The organism is Microterricola viridarii (assembly GCF_001542775.1).
GTDB classification, from domain to species: Bacteria; Actinomycetota; Actinomycetes; order Actinomycetales; family Microbacteriaceae; genus Microterricola; species Microterricola viridarii_A.
In genome coordinates, this window is record NZ_CP014145.1 from 586,375 (window position 1) to 604,744 (window position 18,370).

Sequence of the window (18,370 nt, forward strand, 5' to 3'; positions counted from 1 at the left end):
GCCTCGTGACTCCCGCAGAACTCTCCCAGTCCCTCGTCGGCATCGTTCAGAGCATTGTCGACGGCCGACGATCGGCTGAGCTGGGTGAGAACGACGCGACGGATGCCGCAGCGCCGGTGATCACCGCCGCCGACGTCGTTCTGGAACGCCCGAAGAACCGCGACCACGGCGACTGGGCCTCCAACATCGCCATGAAGCTGGCCAAGCCGCTCGGCGCCAACCCGCGCGAGCTGGCCACTGAGATCGCCGCCGCCGCCGCAGGCATCGACGGCATCGCCAGCGCCGAGGTCGCCGGACCCGGCTTCATCAACTTCCGCATCGACGCGGCCGCGGCCGGTGTGCTCGCCCAGGCCATCGTCGAGGCCGGCGACGCCTACGGCACCAGCGATTCGCTCGCCGGCAACACCATCAACCTCGAGTTCGTCTCGGCCAACCCGACCGGCCCGCTGCACATCGGCCACACCCGCTGGGCGGCCCTCGGTGACTCCATCGGCCGCGTGCTGCGCGCCGCCGGTGCCACCGTCGCCAACGAGTACTACATCAACGACGCCGGCAACCAGATGCAGAACTTCGGCGCATCCGTGCTGGCCGCCGCCCAGGGCGAGCCCACCCCCGAGGGCGGCTACCCGGGCGCCTACATCGCGACGCTCGCCGAGCAGGTGCTCGCCCGCGAGCCGAAGCTGCTCGAGCTCGACGACGCCATCGCGCTGCACACCGCCACCGAGATCGCCTACGAGCTGCAGCTCGCCGAGATCAAGGCGTCGCTCGACCGCTTCAACGTGCACTTCGACGTCTGGACCAGCGAGCGCACCCTGCACGCGCCGGGCGAGGACGGCGTCTCCGACATCGACACCGCCGTCGAGCGCCTCCGCGCCCAGGGCCACGTCTACGACGAGGACGACGCCGTCTGGGTGCGCACCACCGACTTCGGCGACGACAAGGACCGCGTCATCCGCCGCGGCAACGGCATTTACACCTACTTCGCCGCGGATGCCGCCTACTACCTGAACAAGGGCGACCGCGGCTTCCAGCACAAGATCTACCTGCTTGGCGCCGATCACCACGGCTACGTGCACCGCCTCAAGGCCCTCGCCGGCGCGGCAGGAGACGACCCCGAGAAGGACGTCGAGGTCTTGATCGGCCAGCTGGTCAGCATCAACGGCGCGAAGCTGTCCAAGCGCGCGGGCAACATCATCGAGCTCGACGACCTGCAGGCCTGGCTCGGCACGGACGCGCTGCGCTACACCCTCGGCCGCTACCCGGCCGACTCGCCGCTGACGATCGACCCGGAGATCCTGCAGCGCAAGAGCAACGACAACCCCGTCTTCTACGTGCAGTACGTGCACGCCCGCACCACCGGCGTTGCCCGCAACGCGGCGCAGTCCGGCGTCGATCGCAGCGGTTTCGCACCGGAGCTGCTCGACCACGAGAGCGAGTCTGCACTGCTCGGCGGGCTGCAGGAGTTCCCCCGCATCGTCGCCCAGGCGGCCACCCTGCGCGAGCCGCACCGCGTCGCCCGCTACCTCGAGGAGCTCGCCGGCCTGTACCACCGCTGGTACGACAGCTGCCGCGTCATCCCGCTCGGCGACGACCCGGTCGGCGACGTGCACCGCACCCGCCTCTGGCTGAACGACGCGACCGGCCAGGTCATCCGGAACGGCCTCGCCCTGCTGGGTGTCAGCGCACCGGAGCGGATGTAGTCATGGCCGAGACGCTGAACACGGCGGAGGCCGGGCCCGGGGCGCGCAAGTCCCGACGTCCTCTTGTCATCCTGCTCAGCGTCGTCATCGGCATTGCCGTGCTCGTCGGCCTGTTCTTCGTGGTCGATGCCATTGCCCGCGGCGTGGCCGAGCGCCGCGTTGCAGAGGAGATCGTCGCGCAGCTGCCGCAGAACGTCGTCGCCAGCCCGACAGTGCAGATCGGCGGCACCAGCATCATCATGCAGTACCTCGGCGGCAGCTTCGACGACATCACCGTCTCGGCCCCGGATGCCGTCATCGACGGCATTCCCGCCGATGTCACGGTGCATGCCAGCGGCTTCCCCGTCGATTCCACCCAGCCGGTCGACACGCTGAGCGCGACGGCGACACTCGATCAGGCCGCGCTGAACAGCCTGATCGAGCGCTCAGCCCCGAACTCGGCCGTGCAGCTGGATCAGGGCCAGCTCAGCTACGCCGCAGAGGCGAGCTTCTTCGGGTTCACCATCGGCTACCGGGTGACCGGAACGCTCCAAGCCGCCGGCGACCACGTGCTGGTGACCCCGACAGGCGCCGAGATCACGAGCGGCGCCGGCAACCTCGACCTCAGCCGGCTCGTCGATCTGATTGTCGGGTCAGACCCGATCAGCGTCTGCACGGCGACCTACCTGCCGGTCGGCGTCGACGTCACATCCATCGATGTCGCCCCCGGCAGCGCCACGGTGCGGGTCGAGGCGCACGATATCGTGCTCGACGAGAGCACCCTCTCCACTCTCGGCAGTTGCGCCCCGTGACCCATGTGCCCGTCATCGATTGGCAGCGCCCGCCCGGTTCTCGCTAGTATTTGCGGTACCTCGCCCCGCTGCTTACCTGCGGCAGGCGGCGACATCTGTTTGCTGGCTTCAGGGACCAATCCGGGTTCGCTCGCCACGCAGTGTGACTCCCACTCGTTCTCTCCGTGAGGTCCTCACCGTGGCCAATTTTGCCCTCGCCCCTGACTGGCTGGCCGTCCCAGTCCAGCCCAACGCCCTGAACCCTGCCATCTGGCCGGCCAATACCGAGCGCACGCCCGCCGGTGAGATCAGCATCGCCGGCGTCCCGGCGAGTGCGCTGGCGGCCGAATTCGGCACTCCCCTCTACATCTTCGACGAGGACGACGTGCGTGCCCGCGCGCTCCAGATGCGTGAAACATTCGAGGAGGCGTTCGCCGCCATCGGCACAACCGTTTCGGTTTATTACGCCGGCAAGGCGTTCCTCAGCACGGCCGTCGTCGGCTGGGTGCGCGAGGCCGGCCTCCGCGTCGACATCTGCAGCGGGGGAGAACTCGCTGTCGCCCTCGCCGGGGGCGCCCCGGCATCAGAGCTCGGCTTCCACGGCAACAACAAGTCCGTCGCCGAGATCGACCGCGCCGTCTCCATCGGACTCGGCACGATCGTCATCGACAGCACCGTCGAGATCGAGCGGGTCGCCGCCGCCGCCCGCAGAAACAACCGGGTGCAGTCCGTGCGCCTCCGAGTCAACAGCGGCGTGCACGCCCACACCCATGACTTCCTGGCCACGGCGCACGAGGACCAGAAGTTCGGCATCACGCTGGCCGACGCCCCCGCCGTCGTCGCCGCGATCCGCGCGCACGACAGCCTCGACTTCCGCGGCCTGCATTGTCACATCGGCTCGCAGATCTTCGACGCGGCCGGCTTCGCCGAGTCCGCCGCCCGCCTGCTCACGCTGCAGGCGGAGCTGCTGGCCGGCGGCCCGGTGCCCGAGCTGAACCTCGGCGGCGGCTTCGGCATCGCCTACACCGAGGCAGACAGCCCGGCCGAGATCGCGGACATCGCCCGCGGCATGGCGGAGGCCGTAGGCACCCAGTGCGCGAGCCTCGGCATCCCCGTTCCGCACATCGCCATCGAGCCCGGCCGCGCGATCGTGGGCAGCGCCGGCGTCACCCTGTACGAGGTGGGCACCACCAAGCAGGTGACGGTTCCGGATGCCGCGACCGACGCCGACAGCGACAACACCCGTCTGTACGTGAGCGTCGACGGTGGAATGAGCGACAACGCCCGCCCCGCCCTCTACGGCGCCGATTACACGGTGCGCCTGGCGAACCGCGCATCGGAGGAACCCGTTCGCCTGGTGCGCGTGGCGGGAAAGCACTGCGAGTCCGGAGACATCGTTGTCGACGCCGACTACCTGCCGAGCGATGTCGCCCCCGGCGACCTGCTCGCCGTCGCTGCGACCGGCGCCTACTGCTTCTCGCTGTCGAACAACTACAACTACCTCACCCGCCCGCCCGTCGTCGCTGTGCGCGGCGGCGTCGCCCGTCTCATCGTGCGCGGCGAGACCGAGGACGACCTTCTCGCCCGAGACCTAGGCGTTGCTGGCTCAACCGTTCAGGAGACCGCCCGATGATCGCCTACCGCTCCCTCCGTGTCGCGCTGCTCGGCGGCGGTTCAGTGGGCGCCCAGGTCGCCCGACTGCTGCTCGAGGAGCAGGAGGAGCTCGCCCTCCGCGTCGGCGCCAAGCTGGAGCTGATCGGAATCGCCGTGCGCGACGTCGACGCGCAGCGCACCGTCGACCTGCCTCGTGAACTGTTCACCACGGATGCCGAATCCTTGATCCTCGGCGCCGACGTCGTGATCGAGCTGATGGGCGGCATCGAGCCGGCCCGCACCCTGATCCTGCAGGCGCTGGGTTCCGGCGCCGACGTCGTCACCGCCAACAAGGCCCTCATCGCCACGCACGGCCCCGAGCTGTTCGCCCTGGCCGAGCAGGTCGGCGCGCAGCTCAACTACGAGGCAGCCGTCGGTGGCGCGATCCCGATCATCCGGCCGCTGCGCGACAGCCTCGCCGGCGACACGGTGCAGCGCATCCTCGGCATCGTCAACGGCACGACGAACTTCATCCTCGACCAGATGGACACCACCGGTGCCACGCTGGAGGACGCCCTCGCCACGGCGACGGCGCTCGGCTATGCGGAGGCCGACCCGACCGCCGACATCGGTGGCTACGACGCCGCGCAGAAGGCCGCCATCCTGGCCGGCCTCGCATTCCACACCACCGTGCCGATCGATTCCGTCTACCGCGAGGGCATCACCGGCGTCACCGCCGAGCAGATCTCCTCCGCCCAGAAGGCCGGCTACGTCGTCAAACTGCTCGCCGTCTGCGAGCGGGTCACCGACCCGGCCACCGGCATCGAGGGCGTCTCCGCCCGCGTGCACCCGGCCATGGTTCCGCGCACCCACCCGCTGGCCGCCGTGCGCGGGGCGAACAACGCCGTCTTCGTCGAGGCGGAGTCCGCGGGCAGCCTGATGTTCTACGGCGCAGGCGCCGGGGGAGTGGAGACGGCATCCGCCGTGCTCGGCGACCTCGTGTCGCTCGGCCGCCGGCACGTCGCCGGAGGCCCCGGCCTCGGTGAGTCCACCCACTCCGAACTCCCGATCCTCGACATCAGCAGTGTCAGCACCCGCTACTCGGTCACCCTCGAGGTCACCGACGAGCCCGGCGTGTTGGCGAGAATCGCGAACGTGTTCGCCGAGAACGGCGTCTCGGTCGAGCTCGTCGAGCAGTCGATTCGGGGCGACGCCGGCACGGCTACCCTTGTGATCGGAACCCACCAAGCCCCCGAGGCCGCTCTTGCGGCCACGGTCGACGCCCTGTCGTCAAACAGTGTTGTGACATCCGTCGCATCCGTCATCAGAGTTGAAGGAGCCCAGCGACCATGAACGCCCAGCCCAGCCCCACTTCACGGCAATGGCGCGGCGTCCTGCGTGAATACGCGGACCGCCTGAATGTGACGGATGCCACCCCCGTCATCACCCTGGGCGAGGGCGGGACGCCCCTCATTCCGGCCCCCGCACTCTCCGCCCGCACCGGCGCGAAGGTGTGGGTCAAGTTCGAGGGCATGAACCCGACCGGCTCCTTCAAGGACCGCGGCATGACCATGGCCATCTCCAAGGCCGTCGAGGCCGGCGCGAAGGCCGTCATCTGCGCCTCCACCGGCAACACCTCGGCCTCGGCAGCTGCCTACGCCGCCCACGCCGGAATCACCGCCGCCGTGCTGGTGCCGGAGGGCAAGATCGCCATGGGCAAGCTCAGCCAGGCCGTCGTGCACAACGGCCAGCTGCTGCAGGTGCAGGGCAACTTCGACGACTGCCTCGACATCGCCCGCGACCTCGCCGCGAACTACCCGGTGCACCTCGTCAACTCGGTCAACAACGACCGCATCGAGGGCCAGAAGACGGCCGCATTCGAGGTGTCTGAGGTTCTCGGCGACGCGCCGGACTTCCACTTCCTGCCCGTCGGCAACGCCGGCAACTACTCGGCGTACTTCCGCGGCTACAGTGAAGACCTCGAGCGCGGCACCACCACCAAGCTGCCCCGCATGTTCGGCTTCCAGGCCGCCGGCTCCGCGCCGATCGTGCTCGGCCACGTCGTCAAGAACCCCGAGACGATCGCCAGCGCCATCCGCATCGGCAACCCGGCATCGTGGGAGCTGGCCCTGAACGCCCGCGAGGTGAGCAACGGCTACTTCGGCGCCATCACCGATGAGCGCATCCTCGAGGCGTACCGCATCCTGGCCGCAGAGGTCGGCATCTTCGTCGAGCCCGCCTCCGCCATCAGCGTGGCCGGATTGCTGGAGCAGGCGGATGCCGGCAACGTGCCCGCCGGCGCCACCGTCGTGCTCACCGTCACCGGCCACGGCCTGAAGGACCCGCAGTGGGCCCTGCAGACCGCAGACGGCGGCACCGTGCAGCCCACCGTCGTGCCCGTCGACACCGCCGAGATCGCCAGCGTTCTCGGGCTGGCCACGGCATGAGCAGCGAGATGCCCGGCGCCGAGCGCGCGGCAGCGGTGACGCCGCTGCGCGAGCTCGGCGCTCTCATCGACGGCCGTCGTGTCGAGGTCAAGGTTCCGGCCACCACGGCGAACCTCGGCCCCGGTTTCGACACGCTCGGTCTGGCTCTCGCGCAGTACGACGACCTCGTCGTGACGGCATCCGCCACCCCCGGCGTTGCCGTTGAGGTGCACGGCGTCGGCGCCGGAGAGGTGCCGACCGACGAGACACACCTCGTCGTGCGGGCCATCGCTCACGGCCTCGCGCACTACGGCTATGCGCTGCCGGGGCTCCGCCTCGAGGCGCACAACACCATCCCGCACGGGCGTGGCCTCGGCTCCTCCGGTGCAGCCATCTCGGCCGGCATCATCGCCGCCCGCGGCCTGCTCGCCGGCATCGCCGAGATGAGCGACACCGACGCGCTGGCACTGGCCACCGATATGGAAGGGCACCCCGACAACGTCGCGCCCGCCCTGTTCGGCGGACTCACCATCGCCTGGGTGACCCCGGAGGGACCGCAGCACAAGAAGCTCATGGTGCACCGCGGAGTCTCGCCCGTCGTCTTCGTGCCGCAGGCCGAGATGTCCACCGCGCTGGCGCGCAGCCTGCAGCCGGAGTCCGTGCCGCACGAGGACGCCGTGTTCAACGTGTCGCGCTCCGCACTGCTGATCGCCGCCCTGATCCAGAGCCCCGAGCTGCTGCTCGCGGCCACGGAAGACAAGCTGCACCAGAACTACCGCGCCGCGGCGATGCCAGAGACGAACCGTCTCATCACGCTGCTGCGCGACGCCGGCCTGCCCGCCGTCGTCTCTGGTGCCGGCCCCTCGATTCTGGTGCTGGCGAGCGATCCCAGTCAGCGCCTGATCGCGGCTGAGCTCGTTGCCACGCACGCGGAGACCCCGTGGCAGGCGCTGATGCTCGCCGTCGACGTGAAGGGCACGGTCCTCGGCGTCAGCTAGACCGAGCCCCCGTCACCCTGCACCATGTTCAGGGCGGAGCGGATGTCGCAGCCAACAGGCCGCGGCATCCGCTCTTCTTCGTTGGGCGGGCGCCCGGCCACTCCTCCGCTGGTTGAGACTGCCCCCGGTGGTTGAGCCTGTCCCCGGCTGGTTGAGCCTGCCCCCGCTGGTTGAGCCTGCCCCCGCTGGTTGAGCCTGTCGAAACCCGGCGCGCTCATCTCCCGGTGGCTCGCGCTCTCCCGGTGGCTAGAGCGAGGAACGAGCGAAGCCCCGAGCGAATGCGGGGGACCGGTGTGCGAGAGTCCGGTGCGCGGGGCGGGTCTCGCCTGGGAAACCCGGCGAGCAGCGGTCACAGTTTCGTAGGTTTCCTCGTAATGGGCCGCTGCCTTTCGTGTCGCCGCGCGACACGCGCCCCGTTCGCGTGTCATTAACGCCCAGCCTGTGATGCTAGGCTGACTTCGCACCCGGTAAACGGCGCTCACAAGCAGCCAGAACCCGGTGTATTTCCAGCAAATCTTGCTTTCGCTCGCGCCAACTGCTCTGCGCGTCATCTCCCTTGATACTCGCTCTCAGAAGCTCGAACGATCAGCTCCCTGGCACACATGTCATGTCGTGCACAGGCGGAAGGACCATACCCCGTGACTGATGTCAACACCGGCGCCACTGGCGCACACACCCGTACCGAACTGAACGCATTGCGCGTTGCCGAGCTGCAGGCCCTGGCCAATCAGCTGGGCATCAGCGGCGCAGGCAAGCTCCGCAAGGGCGAGCTGATCGATGCGATCTCCGAGACCGAAGCCGGAGCTGCCCAGGCAGCCCCCGCCCCGGCCGCAGCAGCGGAGGCCGTCATCGTCGACGCCGCACCCGCGGCCGAGGCCCCGGCTGCCCAGGCTCCCGCAGCCAAGGCACCCGCAGCTGAGGCGCCCGCCGAGCAGCCCGCCCGCGCCAAGCGCGGACCGCGCCGTGCGAGCTCCGCAACCGCGGCAGCCGGCCACGTGAACGTCGAGGCCGGCACCGGCCTGGACAGCCTCGTGCCCGCACTGGATGCCGTCGCCGCGAGCAAGGCGAGCAAGGCGAACCAGGGCAACAAGGCCAGCAACGCGCGCACCACCGTTGAGACGACCGAGGCCGGCACCGCCGCCGACGTCGCCCCCGCCGCGACCGACAACGCCGAGGCCGACGCCACGGCCGAGGTCGCCGAGAAGCCCGCGCAGAACGAGCGTGGCGGCCGCAACCGCCGTCGCAGCTCGCGTGGCGGAGACGCCACCGCGAACGGCGAGACGGCCGAGGCCGCAGAGCCCACCGAGTCCGCCGAGGGCGAGACCACGGAAGCCGGAACCGTCGAGGAGCCCCGTCAGGGCCGTGGACGCAACCGCAACCGCAACAAGCAGCAGCACAACGGCGAGCAGGGCGAGGGCCAGCAGGCAGAGCGCCAGCAGGGCGACCGTCAGCAGGGCAACCAGCAGCAGGACCGCCAGCAGGGTGAGCGCCAGGGCAACCAGCGCAACCAGCGCGGCCAGCAGCAGGAGCAGGGTCAGAACGCCCAGCAGGCTCCGAACCGCGGCGAGCGTGACGGCGGCCGTGGCGAGCGCGAGCTCCTCGAGGGCGACCGGGGCGGCCGCAGCCGTTTCCGTGACCGCAAGCGCCGTGGCGGCGGCCTCGATGACGAGTTCGAGCCCGAGCTCAGCGACGACGACGTGCTCGTTCCCGTTGCCGGCATCCTCGATGTTCTCGACAACTACGCTTTCGTGCGCACCAGCGGCTACCTGCCGGGACCGAGCGACGTCTACGTCTCGCTCGGCCAGGTCAAGAAGTACAACCTGCGCAAGGGTGACGCCGTCGTCGGCTCCATCCGCCAGCCGCGCGAGGGTGACGCGAACGGTCGTCAGAAGTACAACGCCATCGTCAAGGTGGACTCGATCAACGGCCAGACCGTCGACGAGGCCGCAGCCCGCGTCGAGTTCCAGAAGCTGACCCCGCTCTACCCGCAGGAGCGTCTGCGTCTGGAGACCGAGTCCGGCAAGCTCACGCAGCGCATCATCGACCTCGTGTCGCCGATCGGCAAGGGCCAGCGCGGCCTGATCGTCGCGCCGCCGAAGGCCGGCAAGACCATCGTGCTGCAGCAGATCGCCAGCGCCATCGCCATCAATAACCCCGAGGTCCACCTCATGGTTGTGCTGGTCGACGAGCGGCCCGAAGAGGTCACCGACATGCAGCGCACCGTCAAGGGTGAGGTCATCGCCTCCACCTTCGACCGCCCGGCAGAAGACCACACCACCGTTGCCGAGCTGGCCATTGAACGCGCCAAGCGCCTCGTAGAGCTGGGCCACGACGTCGTCGTGCTGCTCGACTCGATCACGCGCCTCGGCCGTGCATACAACCTCGCCTCGCCGGCATCCGGCCGGATCCTCTCCGGTGGCGTCGACGCGGCAGCGCTCTACCCGCCGAAGCGCTTCTTCGGTGCCGCCCGCAACATCGAGAACGGTGGCTCGCTCACCATCCTGGCCACCGCGCTCATCGAGACCGGTTCCAAGATGGACGAGGTCATCTTCGAGGAGTTCAAGGGCACCGGCAACATGGAGCTGCGCCTCTCGCGTCAGCTCGCCGACAAGCGCATCTTCCCGGCAGTCGACGTCAACGCGTCCGGCACCCGCCGCGAAGAGATGCTGATGAGCTCCGACGAGGTCAAGATCACCTGGAAGCTGCGCCGCGCACTCGCCGGCCTCGACCAGCAGGCGGCTCTCGAGGCTGTTCTCGGTCGCCTCAAGGAGACCCAGTCCAACGTCGAGTTCCTGATGCAGGTGCAGAAGACCATGCCGGCGGGCTCCGCCGGTCACGAGAACGACCACCGCTAGCTCCCTGCCAGAACCCGTCTCGTCCCGCGGATGCACGATCGTGCATCCGCAGGACAGGCGGGTTCTTGTCGTTGAGGGAGAATAAGTCACGGAGGAAGCAATGTTTGAATCAGTCCAGGTCCTGTTCAAGGAGCACGCCGATCTGCAGGAGCAGCTCGCAGACCCCGCGCTGCACGCGGATGCGGCACGCGCCAAGAAGGTGAACCGGCGCTACGCCGAGCTCTCCAAGATCGTCGCCGCCCACGAGGGGTGGGTGCAGGCGCAGGACGACCTCGCCGCCGCCAAGGAGCTGGCCAAGGAGGATGATGCCTTCGCCGAGGAACTGCCCGCGATGGAGGAGCACCTCGCCACCGCGCAGGAGAAGCTGCGCCGGCTGCTGATTCCTCGCGATCCGGATGACGGCCGCGACGTGATCATGGAGATCAAGGGTGGAGAGGGCGGGGCCGAGAGCGCCCTGTTCGCCGCTGACCTGCTCCGCATGTACATCCAGTACGCCGCCTCCAAGGGCTGGAAGACCGAGATGCTCGAGAGCGACGAGAGCGACCTCGGCGGCTACAAGAACGTGCAGATCGCGATCAAGTCGAACGCCACCGACCCCTCGCAGGGCGTCTGGGCGCACCTCAAGTACGAGGGCGGCGTGCACCGCGTGCAGCGCGTGCCCGCGACCGAGACCCAGGGCCGCATCCACACCTCGACGACCGGCGTGCTGGTCTTCCCCGAGGTGGACGAGCCGGAAGAGGTCGAGATCCACGCGAACGACCTCAAGATCGACGTCTACCGTTCCAGCGGCCCCGGCGGCCAGTCGGTGAACACCACCGACTCCGCCGTGCGCATCACCCACCTCCCGACCGGCATTGTCGTCGCCATGCAGAACGAGAAGAGCCAGCTGCAGAACCGCGAGGCCGGCATGCGTGTGCTGCGCGCCCGCATCCTGGCCCGCCGCCAGGAGGAGCAGGCCGAGCTGGACAGCGCCAAGCGCAAGACCCAGATCCGCACCATGGACCGCTCCGAGCGCATCCGCACGTACAACTTCCCGGAGAACCGCATCGCGGACCACCGCACCGGCTACAAGGCGTACAACTTGGACTCCGTGATGAACGGCGCCCTTGACCCCGTCATCGAGTCGGCGATCCACGCCGACGAGGAGGCGCGCCTGGCCGACATCGGCGACCAGGGCGAGTAGCCCAACAGCAGCGCAGGCTCATCACCAGTGGCGCAGCAGGCTTCGGCCGGCTGCGCCACTGGTGTCTCTGCCGCGTGCCCGCCTCGCGCGAGGCTCGGATACCGGCGCCGACTCGGTGGGCGCACTGCTCTCCCCGCCCTGTGCAGTAGTGTCGGCAGCACGGAGTCACACTGACCCCCGTGAGCGGGATGAGCGCATGCCTTCAACGCACGAAACGGTTCTCGGTGTGCTCGGCGCATCGCGGAAGCCCGATGAACGACGAGTCCCCATCCACCCTGCGCACTTCGAGCGCATCGACGAATCGTTGCGGCAGCGCATCGTGGTCGAAGAGGGTTTCGGCCAGCACTTCGGAGTTGGCGATGCCGAGATTGCGCCCATGGTGCGGGCGATCCTCCCGCGCGGCGCGTTGATCGCGGCATCCGATGTCGTGCTGCTTCCCAAGCCGCAGCTTGAGGATGTCGCGGGCCTCCGCGATGGGCAGACGCTCTGGGGCTGGCCGCACTGCGTTCAGGATGCCGCGCTCACCCAGCTGGCCGTCGATAAAAACATGACGCTCATCGCGTTTGAGGCGATGAATCACTGGACGGCCGACGGGGGCTTCGGCCTGCACGTGTTCCACAAGAACAACGAGATCGCCGGCTACAGCTCGGTGCTGCACGCCCTGGCGCTGTGTGGCTCGACCGGCGACTACGGCCGCCGTCTCACTGCTGTCGTCATCGGCTTCGGGGCAACGGCCCGTGGGGCCGTCACAGCACTGAATGCCCTCGGCATCCACGATGTGCGCGTGCTCACCAACCGCCGCGTCGCGTCGGTTGCCGCGCCGATCCACTCCGCCCAAATCGTGCAGTTCGACCACGACGACGGTCCGTATCTCAGCGAAGTGATCACGGATGACGGCCGGGTTCCACTGGCCCCGTTCTTGGCCGAGAGCGACATTGTCGTCAACTGCACGCTGCAGGATCCGAACGCCCCATTGCTCTACCTGCGCACGAGCGACCTCGACGCGTTCCGCCCCGGCAGCCTCATCATCGATGTCTCCTGCGACGACGGCATGGGCTTCGACTGGGCGCGCTCGACAACCTTTGCCGAGCCGATGTTCACGGTGGGCGGCAGCATCAACTACTACGCCGTCGACCACAGCCCGTCTTACCTGTTCAACTCCGCCAGCTGGGAGATCAGCGAGGCACTGCTGCCCTTCCTCGGAACGGTCATGGGCGGTCGGGCGGCGTGGGAGGGCAACGCGACGATCAGCCGCGCCATCGAGATCGACCGGGGTGTCATTGTGAACCCCGCGATCCTGGCGTTCCAGCATCGGGCGGCCGAGTACCCGCACCTCCGCCTCGGCGAGGCCACGAGCGGGATCTGACGCGCAGACACACCTGCCGGCGGCGCCGCAGCGAGGCCCGGCTGGCGGGCGGATGCCGCGGCTAAATCACCCAGTCGTGCACACCGCGTGCGGCATCCATCGTCTCGGGCCTCAAAGGCCGGATGTGTGCAGGAACGCCGATGATCAACGAGTGCGGCGGGGCGTCCTTGCCCATCACCGCGTTCGCGCCGATCGTGCTCCACGCGCCGATGACGATGTCGCCGAGCACCTGCGCGCCCGCGCCGACGGTCACGCCATCCTCGAGCGTCGGGTGCCGTTTGTCGCCCGGCTTGACGCCGTGCCGGCCCTTCCCGCCGAGCGTCACCCCGTGGTAGAGCATGACGTCGTCGCCGAGCACGGCCGTCTCGCCGATGACGACGCCCATACCGTGGTCGATGAACAGCCGACGGCCGATCGTCGCGCCCGGGTGGATCTCGATGCCGGTGAGGAATCGGGTGAACTGCGAGAGTAGACGGGCGGGCAGGCGGATGCCGCGGACCCAGAGCCGGTGCGCGAGTCGGTAGCTCCACACGGCGTGCAGACCCGAGTAGGCGAGGAAGATCTCCGCATTGCTTCGGGCGGCCGGGTCATGCGCCCTGGCTGTGGCCACGTCCTCCCGAAGCGCTGCGAAGAAGCTCATTCCCTTAGTCAAGCAGGTCTTCGTACAGAACCGTGCTCACGTAGCGCTCACCGAAGTCGGGCACGACGACAACGATCGTCTTGCCGGCGTTCTCCGGTCGCTTGGCAACCTCGAGCGCTGCCCACACGGCGGCGCCAGAAGAGATGCCGCCGAGGATCGCCTCGTCGGTGGCCAGACGGCGCGCGGTGGCGACGGCATCCGGCGTGGCCACATCGATGACCTCGTCGTAGACGGTGGTGTCGAGGATGGCGGGCACGAAGTTGGCGCCGAGGCCCTGGATCTTGTGCGGGCCGGGGGTTCCGCCGGTCAGGATGGGGGAGTCCAGCGGCTCGACCGCGATGACCTGCAGGCCGGGCTTGCGCTCTTTGAGCAGCCCGCCGGCACCGGTGATGGTGCCGCCCGTGCCGATGCCGGCGACGAAGATGTCGATCTCGCCGTCGGTGTCGGCCCAGATCTCCTCGCCCGTCGTTGCACGGTGGATGGCCGGGTTGGCCGGGTTGGCGAACTGGCTGGCGAGGATTGCGCCGGGCGTCTCGGCCACGATCTGCTCTGCCCGCTCCACTGCGCCGCGCATGCCATCGGCGCCGGGAGTGAGCACGAGTTCGGCGCCGTAGGCGCGCAGCAGCACGCGGCGTTCCTTGCTCATCGACTCGGGCATGGTCAGCACGACCTTGTAGCCGCGCGCGGCGCCGACGAGGGCAAGCGCGATGCCGGTGTTTCCGCTGGTGCCTTCGACGATGGTTCCGCCGGGCTTCAGCTGCCCCGACTTCTCCGCGGCGTTGATGATGGCGAGCCCGATGCGGTCTTTCACGCTCGCGGCCGGGCTGTAGAACTCGAGCTTCGCGAGAACGGTGGCGGCGGAACCGTCGGTGATCTTGTTCAGGCGAACCAGGGGCGTGTTGCCGATGGTGTCGATGATGCTGTCGTAGATGCGGGGTGCCATGCGCGAAGCCTTTCACTGCAGAATCGAACGGAGACGCGCCCGGAGCAACAACAGCGCGGCTCGCTCCACACTAGGCCTCGGAGCCGGCACAGGCGAGTGCGTTACATTCCCATATGTGAATGTTTCAGCAAAAGACGCCCCCCGGCCCGTGCGCGAGGTCCGGGATGCCGCGGCGGCCAGGCTCGGCGCGGCCGGCATCCTCGACCCGCAGATTGACGCCGAGCTGCTGATCGGGCACGTGACGGGGCGCTCCCGCGGTGAGCTGCAGGCCGGCATCGTCACCGACGCCCTGCTGAGCGCAGCGGATGTCGCCGCGCTCGAGCCCCTCGTCGCTCGTCGCGCCCTGCGCGAGCCGCTGCAGCACATCACCGGCCTGGCCCCGTTCCGTTCCTTGGAGCTCGCCGTCGGCCCCGGCGTCTTCGTACCCCGCCCCGAGACCGAGCAGGTGGCCCAGATCGCCATCGACGCCCTGCACGCCGCCGCGGCACCCAGCCCGATCGGCGTCGACCTCGGCACCGGCAGCGGCGCCATCGCGCTGGCCATGGCCACCGAGGTGCCGCGCGCCCGCATCTGGGCGGTCGAGAACTCGCCGGAGGCCTTCGTGTGGACCAGCCGCAACTTCCGTGAGACGGGTGCCGGCAACGCCACGCTCCAATTCGCCGACCTCGCCGACGCGCTGCACGAGCTCGACGGCACCGTCAGCGTCGTCATCTCCAACCCGCCGTACATCCCGCTGGCCGCGATCCCGCGCGACCCGGAGGTGCGCCTGTTCGACCCGGAGCACGCCCTCTATGGCGGGGAAGACGGCCTCGACGTGGTGCGCCACGTCTCGCAGACCGCGCTCCGGCTGTTGCACCCGGGCGGCACGCTCGTCATCGAGCACGGAGAGCTGCAGGCGGCGGAGATCGCCGCACTGCTTCGCGCCGACGGTTGGCGCGCAGTGGCGGGCCACCGCGACTTCACGACCCGCGACCGGGCCACCACCGCCCTGCGCTGAGCGCACCGCGCGGCGGGCTGCCCGGTGGCGGCCGGCAGCTGGCGACCGGTCGAGGTCAGCTGGAAGGCCTGGATGTCGGCCGCTGCCGAGCAGTGACGCAGCCGCTTCCGCGCGCTGCCAGATTCCCCCAGACTGGCTGCACTAGAATCGTCGGAAATGGCTCCACGCATCTTCGACTGCTCTGTCGACACCGAACTCATGTCCGGAATGAGGCTGGCGCGCTCGGCGATTGGCCGCGGCGCGCTCGTTGTCATGCCCACCGACACCGTCTACGGCATCGCCGCCGACGCGTTCAACCCGGCCGCCGTGCAGCGGTTGCTCGAGGCCAAGGGCCGCGGGCGCACCTCGCCGCCGCCCGTGCTGATTCCCGGCATCGCCACGCTCGACGCGCTGGCGGCCGAGGTGCCGCAGGCCGCACGCGACCTGATCGACGCATTCTGGCCCGGCGGACTCACCGTCATCCTGCGCGCGCAGCCCTCGCTCAGCTGGGATCTCGGCGAGACCCGCGGCACCGTCGCGCTGCGGATGCCGAGCAACCCGCTCGCCCTCGAACTGCTCAGCGAGACGGGTCCGCTCGCCGTCTCCTCCGCCAACCTCACCGGGATGCCGGCCGCGACCGACGCCTCGCAGGCCGAGTCGATGCTCGGCGAGAGCGTGGAGGTCTACCTCGACGGCGGCGAATCCGGCGCCGGCTATGCGGCGATCGGTGAACGCGACGGCGACCTCTCTTCTACGATCGTCGATGCGACGATGCTCGGTACCGACGGCGGCCTGCTGCGCATCGTGCGGGCCGGCGTGATCTCGCGCGAGAAGATCGCCGCCATCGTCGGCGAGCTACTCGCCCCCGCGGTGGAGGCCCCCGCCCCGGCAGAGCGGGCCGACCAGGCCGATCAGACGGACCAGGCCGCGCCGGATGACGCACCCGAGCCTGTGGAGCCGAGCGCGTGACCCTATTCGTGGTGCTCGCGCTGATCTCAGCGCTGGTCACCTTCGGCCTGTCGATGTTGGTCTACAAGCTGGCCCACCGCTACAAGCTGTACCCGAAGATCCGCGCCCGCGACGTGCACACCCGCCCGACGCCGCGTCTCGGCGGCATCGCCATGTTCCTCGGCATCGTCGTCGCATTCGGCGTGGCCTGGTTGATCTCGGCCCAGTTCCCCCCGCTCAAGATCATCTTCGACGACCCGGCGCAGATCTTCGCGATCCTCGGCGGCGCCCTGCTGATCGTGCTGATCGGTGTCGCCGACGACATCTGGGACCTCGACTGGATGACGAAACTCGCCGGCCAGTTCCTCGCCGCCGGCCTGATCGCCTGGAAGGGCGTGCAGGTCTACGCGCTGCCGCTCGGCGGCGTGACCGCGATCGGCTCCTCCTGGATCTCGCTGATCATCACCGTGTTCGCCATCGTGCTGGTGATGAACGCCATCAATTTCATCGACGGGCTCGACGGCCTCGTCGCCGGCGTCGCACTGATCGCCAACGGCGTCTTCTTCCTCTACACCTACCTTCTCGTGCAGCAGACCTCGCCGAGCAACTACTTCAATTTGGCCTCGCTGATCGCCGCACTGCTCGTCGGTGCCTGCGTCGGCTTCCTGCCGCTGAACTGGCACCCGGCGAAGCTGTTCATGGGGGATGCCGGTGCGTTGCTGATCGGCCTGCTGATGGCGACATCCGCCATCGCCGTCACCACGCAGGTCAGCCCGGCATCGCCTTCGCTGGTTAGTGCAGAGCTGATGCCGGCGTTCATCCCGATCATCCTGCCGTTCGCTGTGCTGCTGGTGCCGCTCCTCGACTTCAGCCTCGCCGTGTTCCGCCGGCTGCGGGCCGGCAAGTCGCCGTTCAGTGCCGACCGCAAGCACCTGCACCACCGCCTGCTCGACATGGGCCACTCTCACCTGCACGCCGTGCTGATCTTCTATGCGTGGACGGCCGTTGCCTCCATCGGCTGCGCCCTGTTCTTCATCCTGCCCGCCAACTTCGGCGTTCCGGCCTGGTGGGCGTCGGTGTTCATCGTGATCGGCCTGATCGCCTGCATCGCTGTCACCCTGGCCCCGCTCAGCAAGCGCAAGGCGCTCGAGGCGGCCAGCCAGGCCGCGTCCGTTGATTCCCCGAATGCCGCGGCCACCGCTCCGTTCGACCCCCTCGACGAGGCATCCGAGAGGTTCACCGACCTCGGCCCCGTTCCCAGCCTGGCGGCCACCGCCGAAACCCCCACACACAAGGACCAGTCATGACCGGCATCACGCCAGCCAAGCAGCCCGAGAGCAACACGCCATCCTCGAACCCGGTGCTTCGCCGCGCCCTCGTGCTGGGCGGCTTCGTCGCACTCGGCATCGCCGTCGTCGGCGGAGTCATCGGCTTCCTGGTCGATGGGGGAGTGGGCCTCGTCAGCGCACTCATCGGCACGGCTCTGGCCGTGGTCTTCATGGGCGTCACGGCGGGCACGATCCTCCTGGCCAACCGCTTCAGCGGCTCCGACATGTTCGTCGGTGCCTTCTTCGGCATCGTGCTTGGCGGCTGGCTGCTGAAGTTCGTCGTGTTCCTCGTGGTCGTCTTCATCCTCAAGGACCAGGCCTGGGTCAACCCCGTCATCCTGTTCCTGTCGGTAATTGCGGGCGTTATCGGATCGCTGATTGTCGATGTCATGGTGATGCTGAAATCGCGGATGCCGTACGTGAGCGACGTCACGCTGCCCAATCAGAGCTCGGATCAGAGCCCAGAGCACAATTAATTCCCGGGAGAGGCTCTTTCGATTCGGTCTCGGCCGCATATCTTGCTAGAGTGAATCCAGTTCCCCCCGCTTTCGACATAGCTCCTTCGTGTCTGAAAACGGTTCCCATCGTTCGTTGTTGCGAGAGCCGAGCTCCACGCCCCGAAACAGGAGATAGCGCTGTTAGCT

At 68.8% G+C, this 18,370-nt stretch carries 15 protein-coding genes; 13 read left to right on the plus strand and 2 right to left on the minus strand.

From position 1 onward, the window contains the following. Nucleotides 1-5: 5 nt before the first annotated feature. The 9 genes from argS to AWU67_RS02705 all read left to right on the plus strand — a co-directional run bounded on the left by argS (nt 6) and on the right by AWU67_RS02705 (nt 12,891). Nucleotides 6-1,700, plus strand: coding sequence for an arginine--tRNA ligase (gene argS / locus AWU67_RS02665; protein WP_067226420.1), 1,695 nt, complete (start codon nt 6-8; stop codon nt 1,698-1,700). A gap of 2 nt (nt 1,701-1,702) precedes the next feature. Then, the gene (locus tag AWU67_RS02670) at nt 1,703-2,491 is read left to right on the plus strand and encodes an LmeA family phospholipid-binding protein (RefSeq protein ID WP_067226423.1); all 789 of its coding nucleotides are present in this window, start codon (nt 1,703-1,705) and stop codon (nt 2,489-2,491) included. Nucleotides 2,492-2,669: 178 nt separating this feature from the next. After that, on the plus strand, nt 2,670-4,103 hold the full coding sequence (gene lysA / locus AWU67_RS02675) for a diaminopimelate decarboxylase (RefSeq protein WP_067226425.1): 1,434 nt from the start codon (nt 2,670-2,672) through the stop codon (nt 4,101-4,103). After that, a complete protein-coding gene (locus AWU67_RS02680; protein WP_067226427.1) occupies nt 4,100-5,416 on the plus strand; it encodes a homoserine dehydrogenase in 1,317 nt (438 codons plus the stop codon). Before lysA ends, AWU67_RS02680 begins: the two co-directional genes overlap by 4 nt. Continuing rightward, the gene (gene thrC / locus AWU67_RS02685) at nt 5,413-6,510 is read left to right on the plus strand and encodes a threonine synthase (RefSeq protein ID WP_067226429.1); all 1,098 of its coding nucleotides are present in this window, start codon (nt 5,413-5,415) and stop codon (nt 6,508-6,510) included. The genes AWU67_RS02680 and thrC overlap by 4 nt, the downstream gene beginning before the upstream one ends. A gap of 8 nt (nt 6,511-6,518) precedes the next feature. Next, entirely contained in the window at nt 6,519-7,487 is a 969-nt protein-coding gene (gene thrB, locus AWU67_RS02690; RefSeq protein WP_082717126.1) for a homoserine kinase, read from the plus strand. 638 nt (nt 7,488-8,125) lie between these two features. Beyond that, complete coding sequence (rho, locus tag AWU67_RS02695) at nt 8,126-10,342, plus strand: transcription termination factor Rho (protein WP_067226431.1); 2,217 nt, start codon at nt 8,126-8,128, stop codon at nt 10,340-10,342. A gap of 100 nt (nt 10,343-10,442) precedes the next feature. After that, the gene (gene prfA / locus AWU67_RS02700; RefSeq protein WP_067226434.1) at nt 10,443-11,525 is read left to right on the plus strand and encodes a peptide chain release factor 1; all 1,083 of its coding nucleotides are present in this window, start codon (nt 10,443-10,445) and stop codon (nt 11,523-11,525) included. Nucleotides 11,526-11,721: 196 nt separating this feature from the next. Further along, nucleotides 11,722-12,891: a N(5)-(carboxyethyl)ornithine synthase gene (locus tag AWU67_RS02705; RefSeq protein WP_067226438.1), complete on the plus strand. Its 1,170-nt coding sequence runs from the start codon at nt 11,722-11,724 to the stop codon at nt 12,889-12,891. 61 nt (nt 12,892-12,952) lie between these two features. Here the strand turns inward: AWU67_RS02705 and epsC are convergent, their stop codons facing one another. Further along, nucleotides 12,953-13,531, minus strand: coding sequence for a serine O-acetyltransferase EpsC (gene epsC / locus AWU67_RS02710; protein ID WP_067226441.1), 579 nt, complete (start codon nt 13,529-13,531; stop codon nt 12,953-12,955). 4 nt (nt 13,532-13,535) lie between these two features. Beyond that, nucleotides 13,536-14,474 carry a cysteine synthase A gene (gene cysK, locus AWU67_RS02715; protein WP_067226444.1) on the minus strand — a complete coding sequence of 313 codons (939 nt, stop codon included), beginning with the start codon at nt 14,472-14,474 and terminating at the stop codon, nt 13,536-13,538. 115 nt (nt 14,475-14,589) lie between these two features. Between cysK and prmC the strand changes: the two genes are divergently transcribed. The 4 genes from prmC to AWU67_RS02735 all read left to right on the plus strand — a co-directional run bounded on the left by prmC (nt 14,590) and on the right by AWU67_RS02735 (nt 18,202). Next, nucleotides 14,590-15,471 (plus strand): peptide chain release factor N(5)-glutamine methyltransferase, encoded by an 882-nt coding sequence (gene prmC, locus AWU67_RS02720; protein WP_067226447.1) that lies wholly within the window; start codon nt 14,590-14,592, stop codon nt 15,469-15,471. Between the two features lie 156 nt (nt 15,472-15,627). Continuing rightward, complete coding sequence (locus tag AWU67_RS02725; RefSeq protein ID WP_067226451.1) at nt 15,628-16,419, plus strand: L-threonylcarbamoyladenylate synthase; 792 nt, start codon at nt 15,628-15,630, stop codon at nt 16,417-16,419. Continuing rightward, nucleotides 16,416-17,705: an MraY family glycosyltransferase gene (locus AWU67_RS02730; RefSeq protein WP_067226454.1), complete on the plus strand. Its 1,290-nt coding sequence runs from the start codon at nt 16,416-16,418 to the stop codon at nt 17,703-17,705. Before AWU67_RS02725 ends, AWU67_RS02730 begins: the two co-directional genes overlap by 4 nt. Continuing rightward, nucleotides 17,702-18,202 (plus strand): hypothetical protein, encoded by a 501-nt coding sequence (locus AWU67_RS02735; RefSeq protein WP_067226457.1) that lies wholly within the window; start codon nt 17,702-17,704, stop codon nt 18,200-18,202. Before AWU67_RS02730 ends, AWU67_RS02735 begins: the two co-directional genes overlap by 4 nt. Nucleotides 18,203-18,370: the final 168 nt, after the last annotated feature.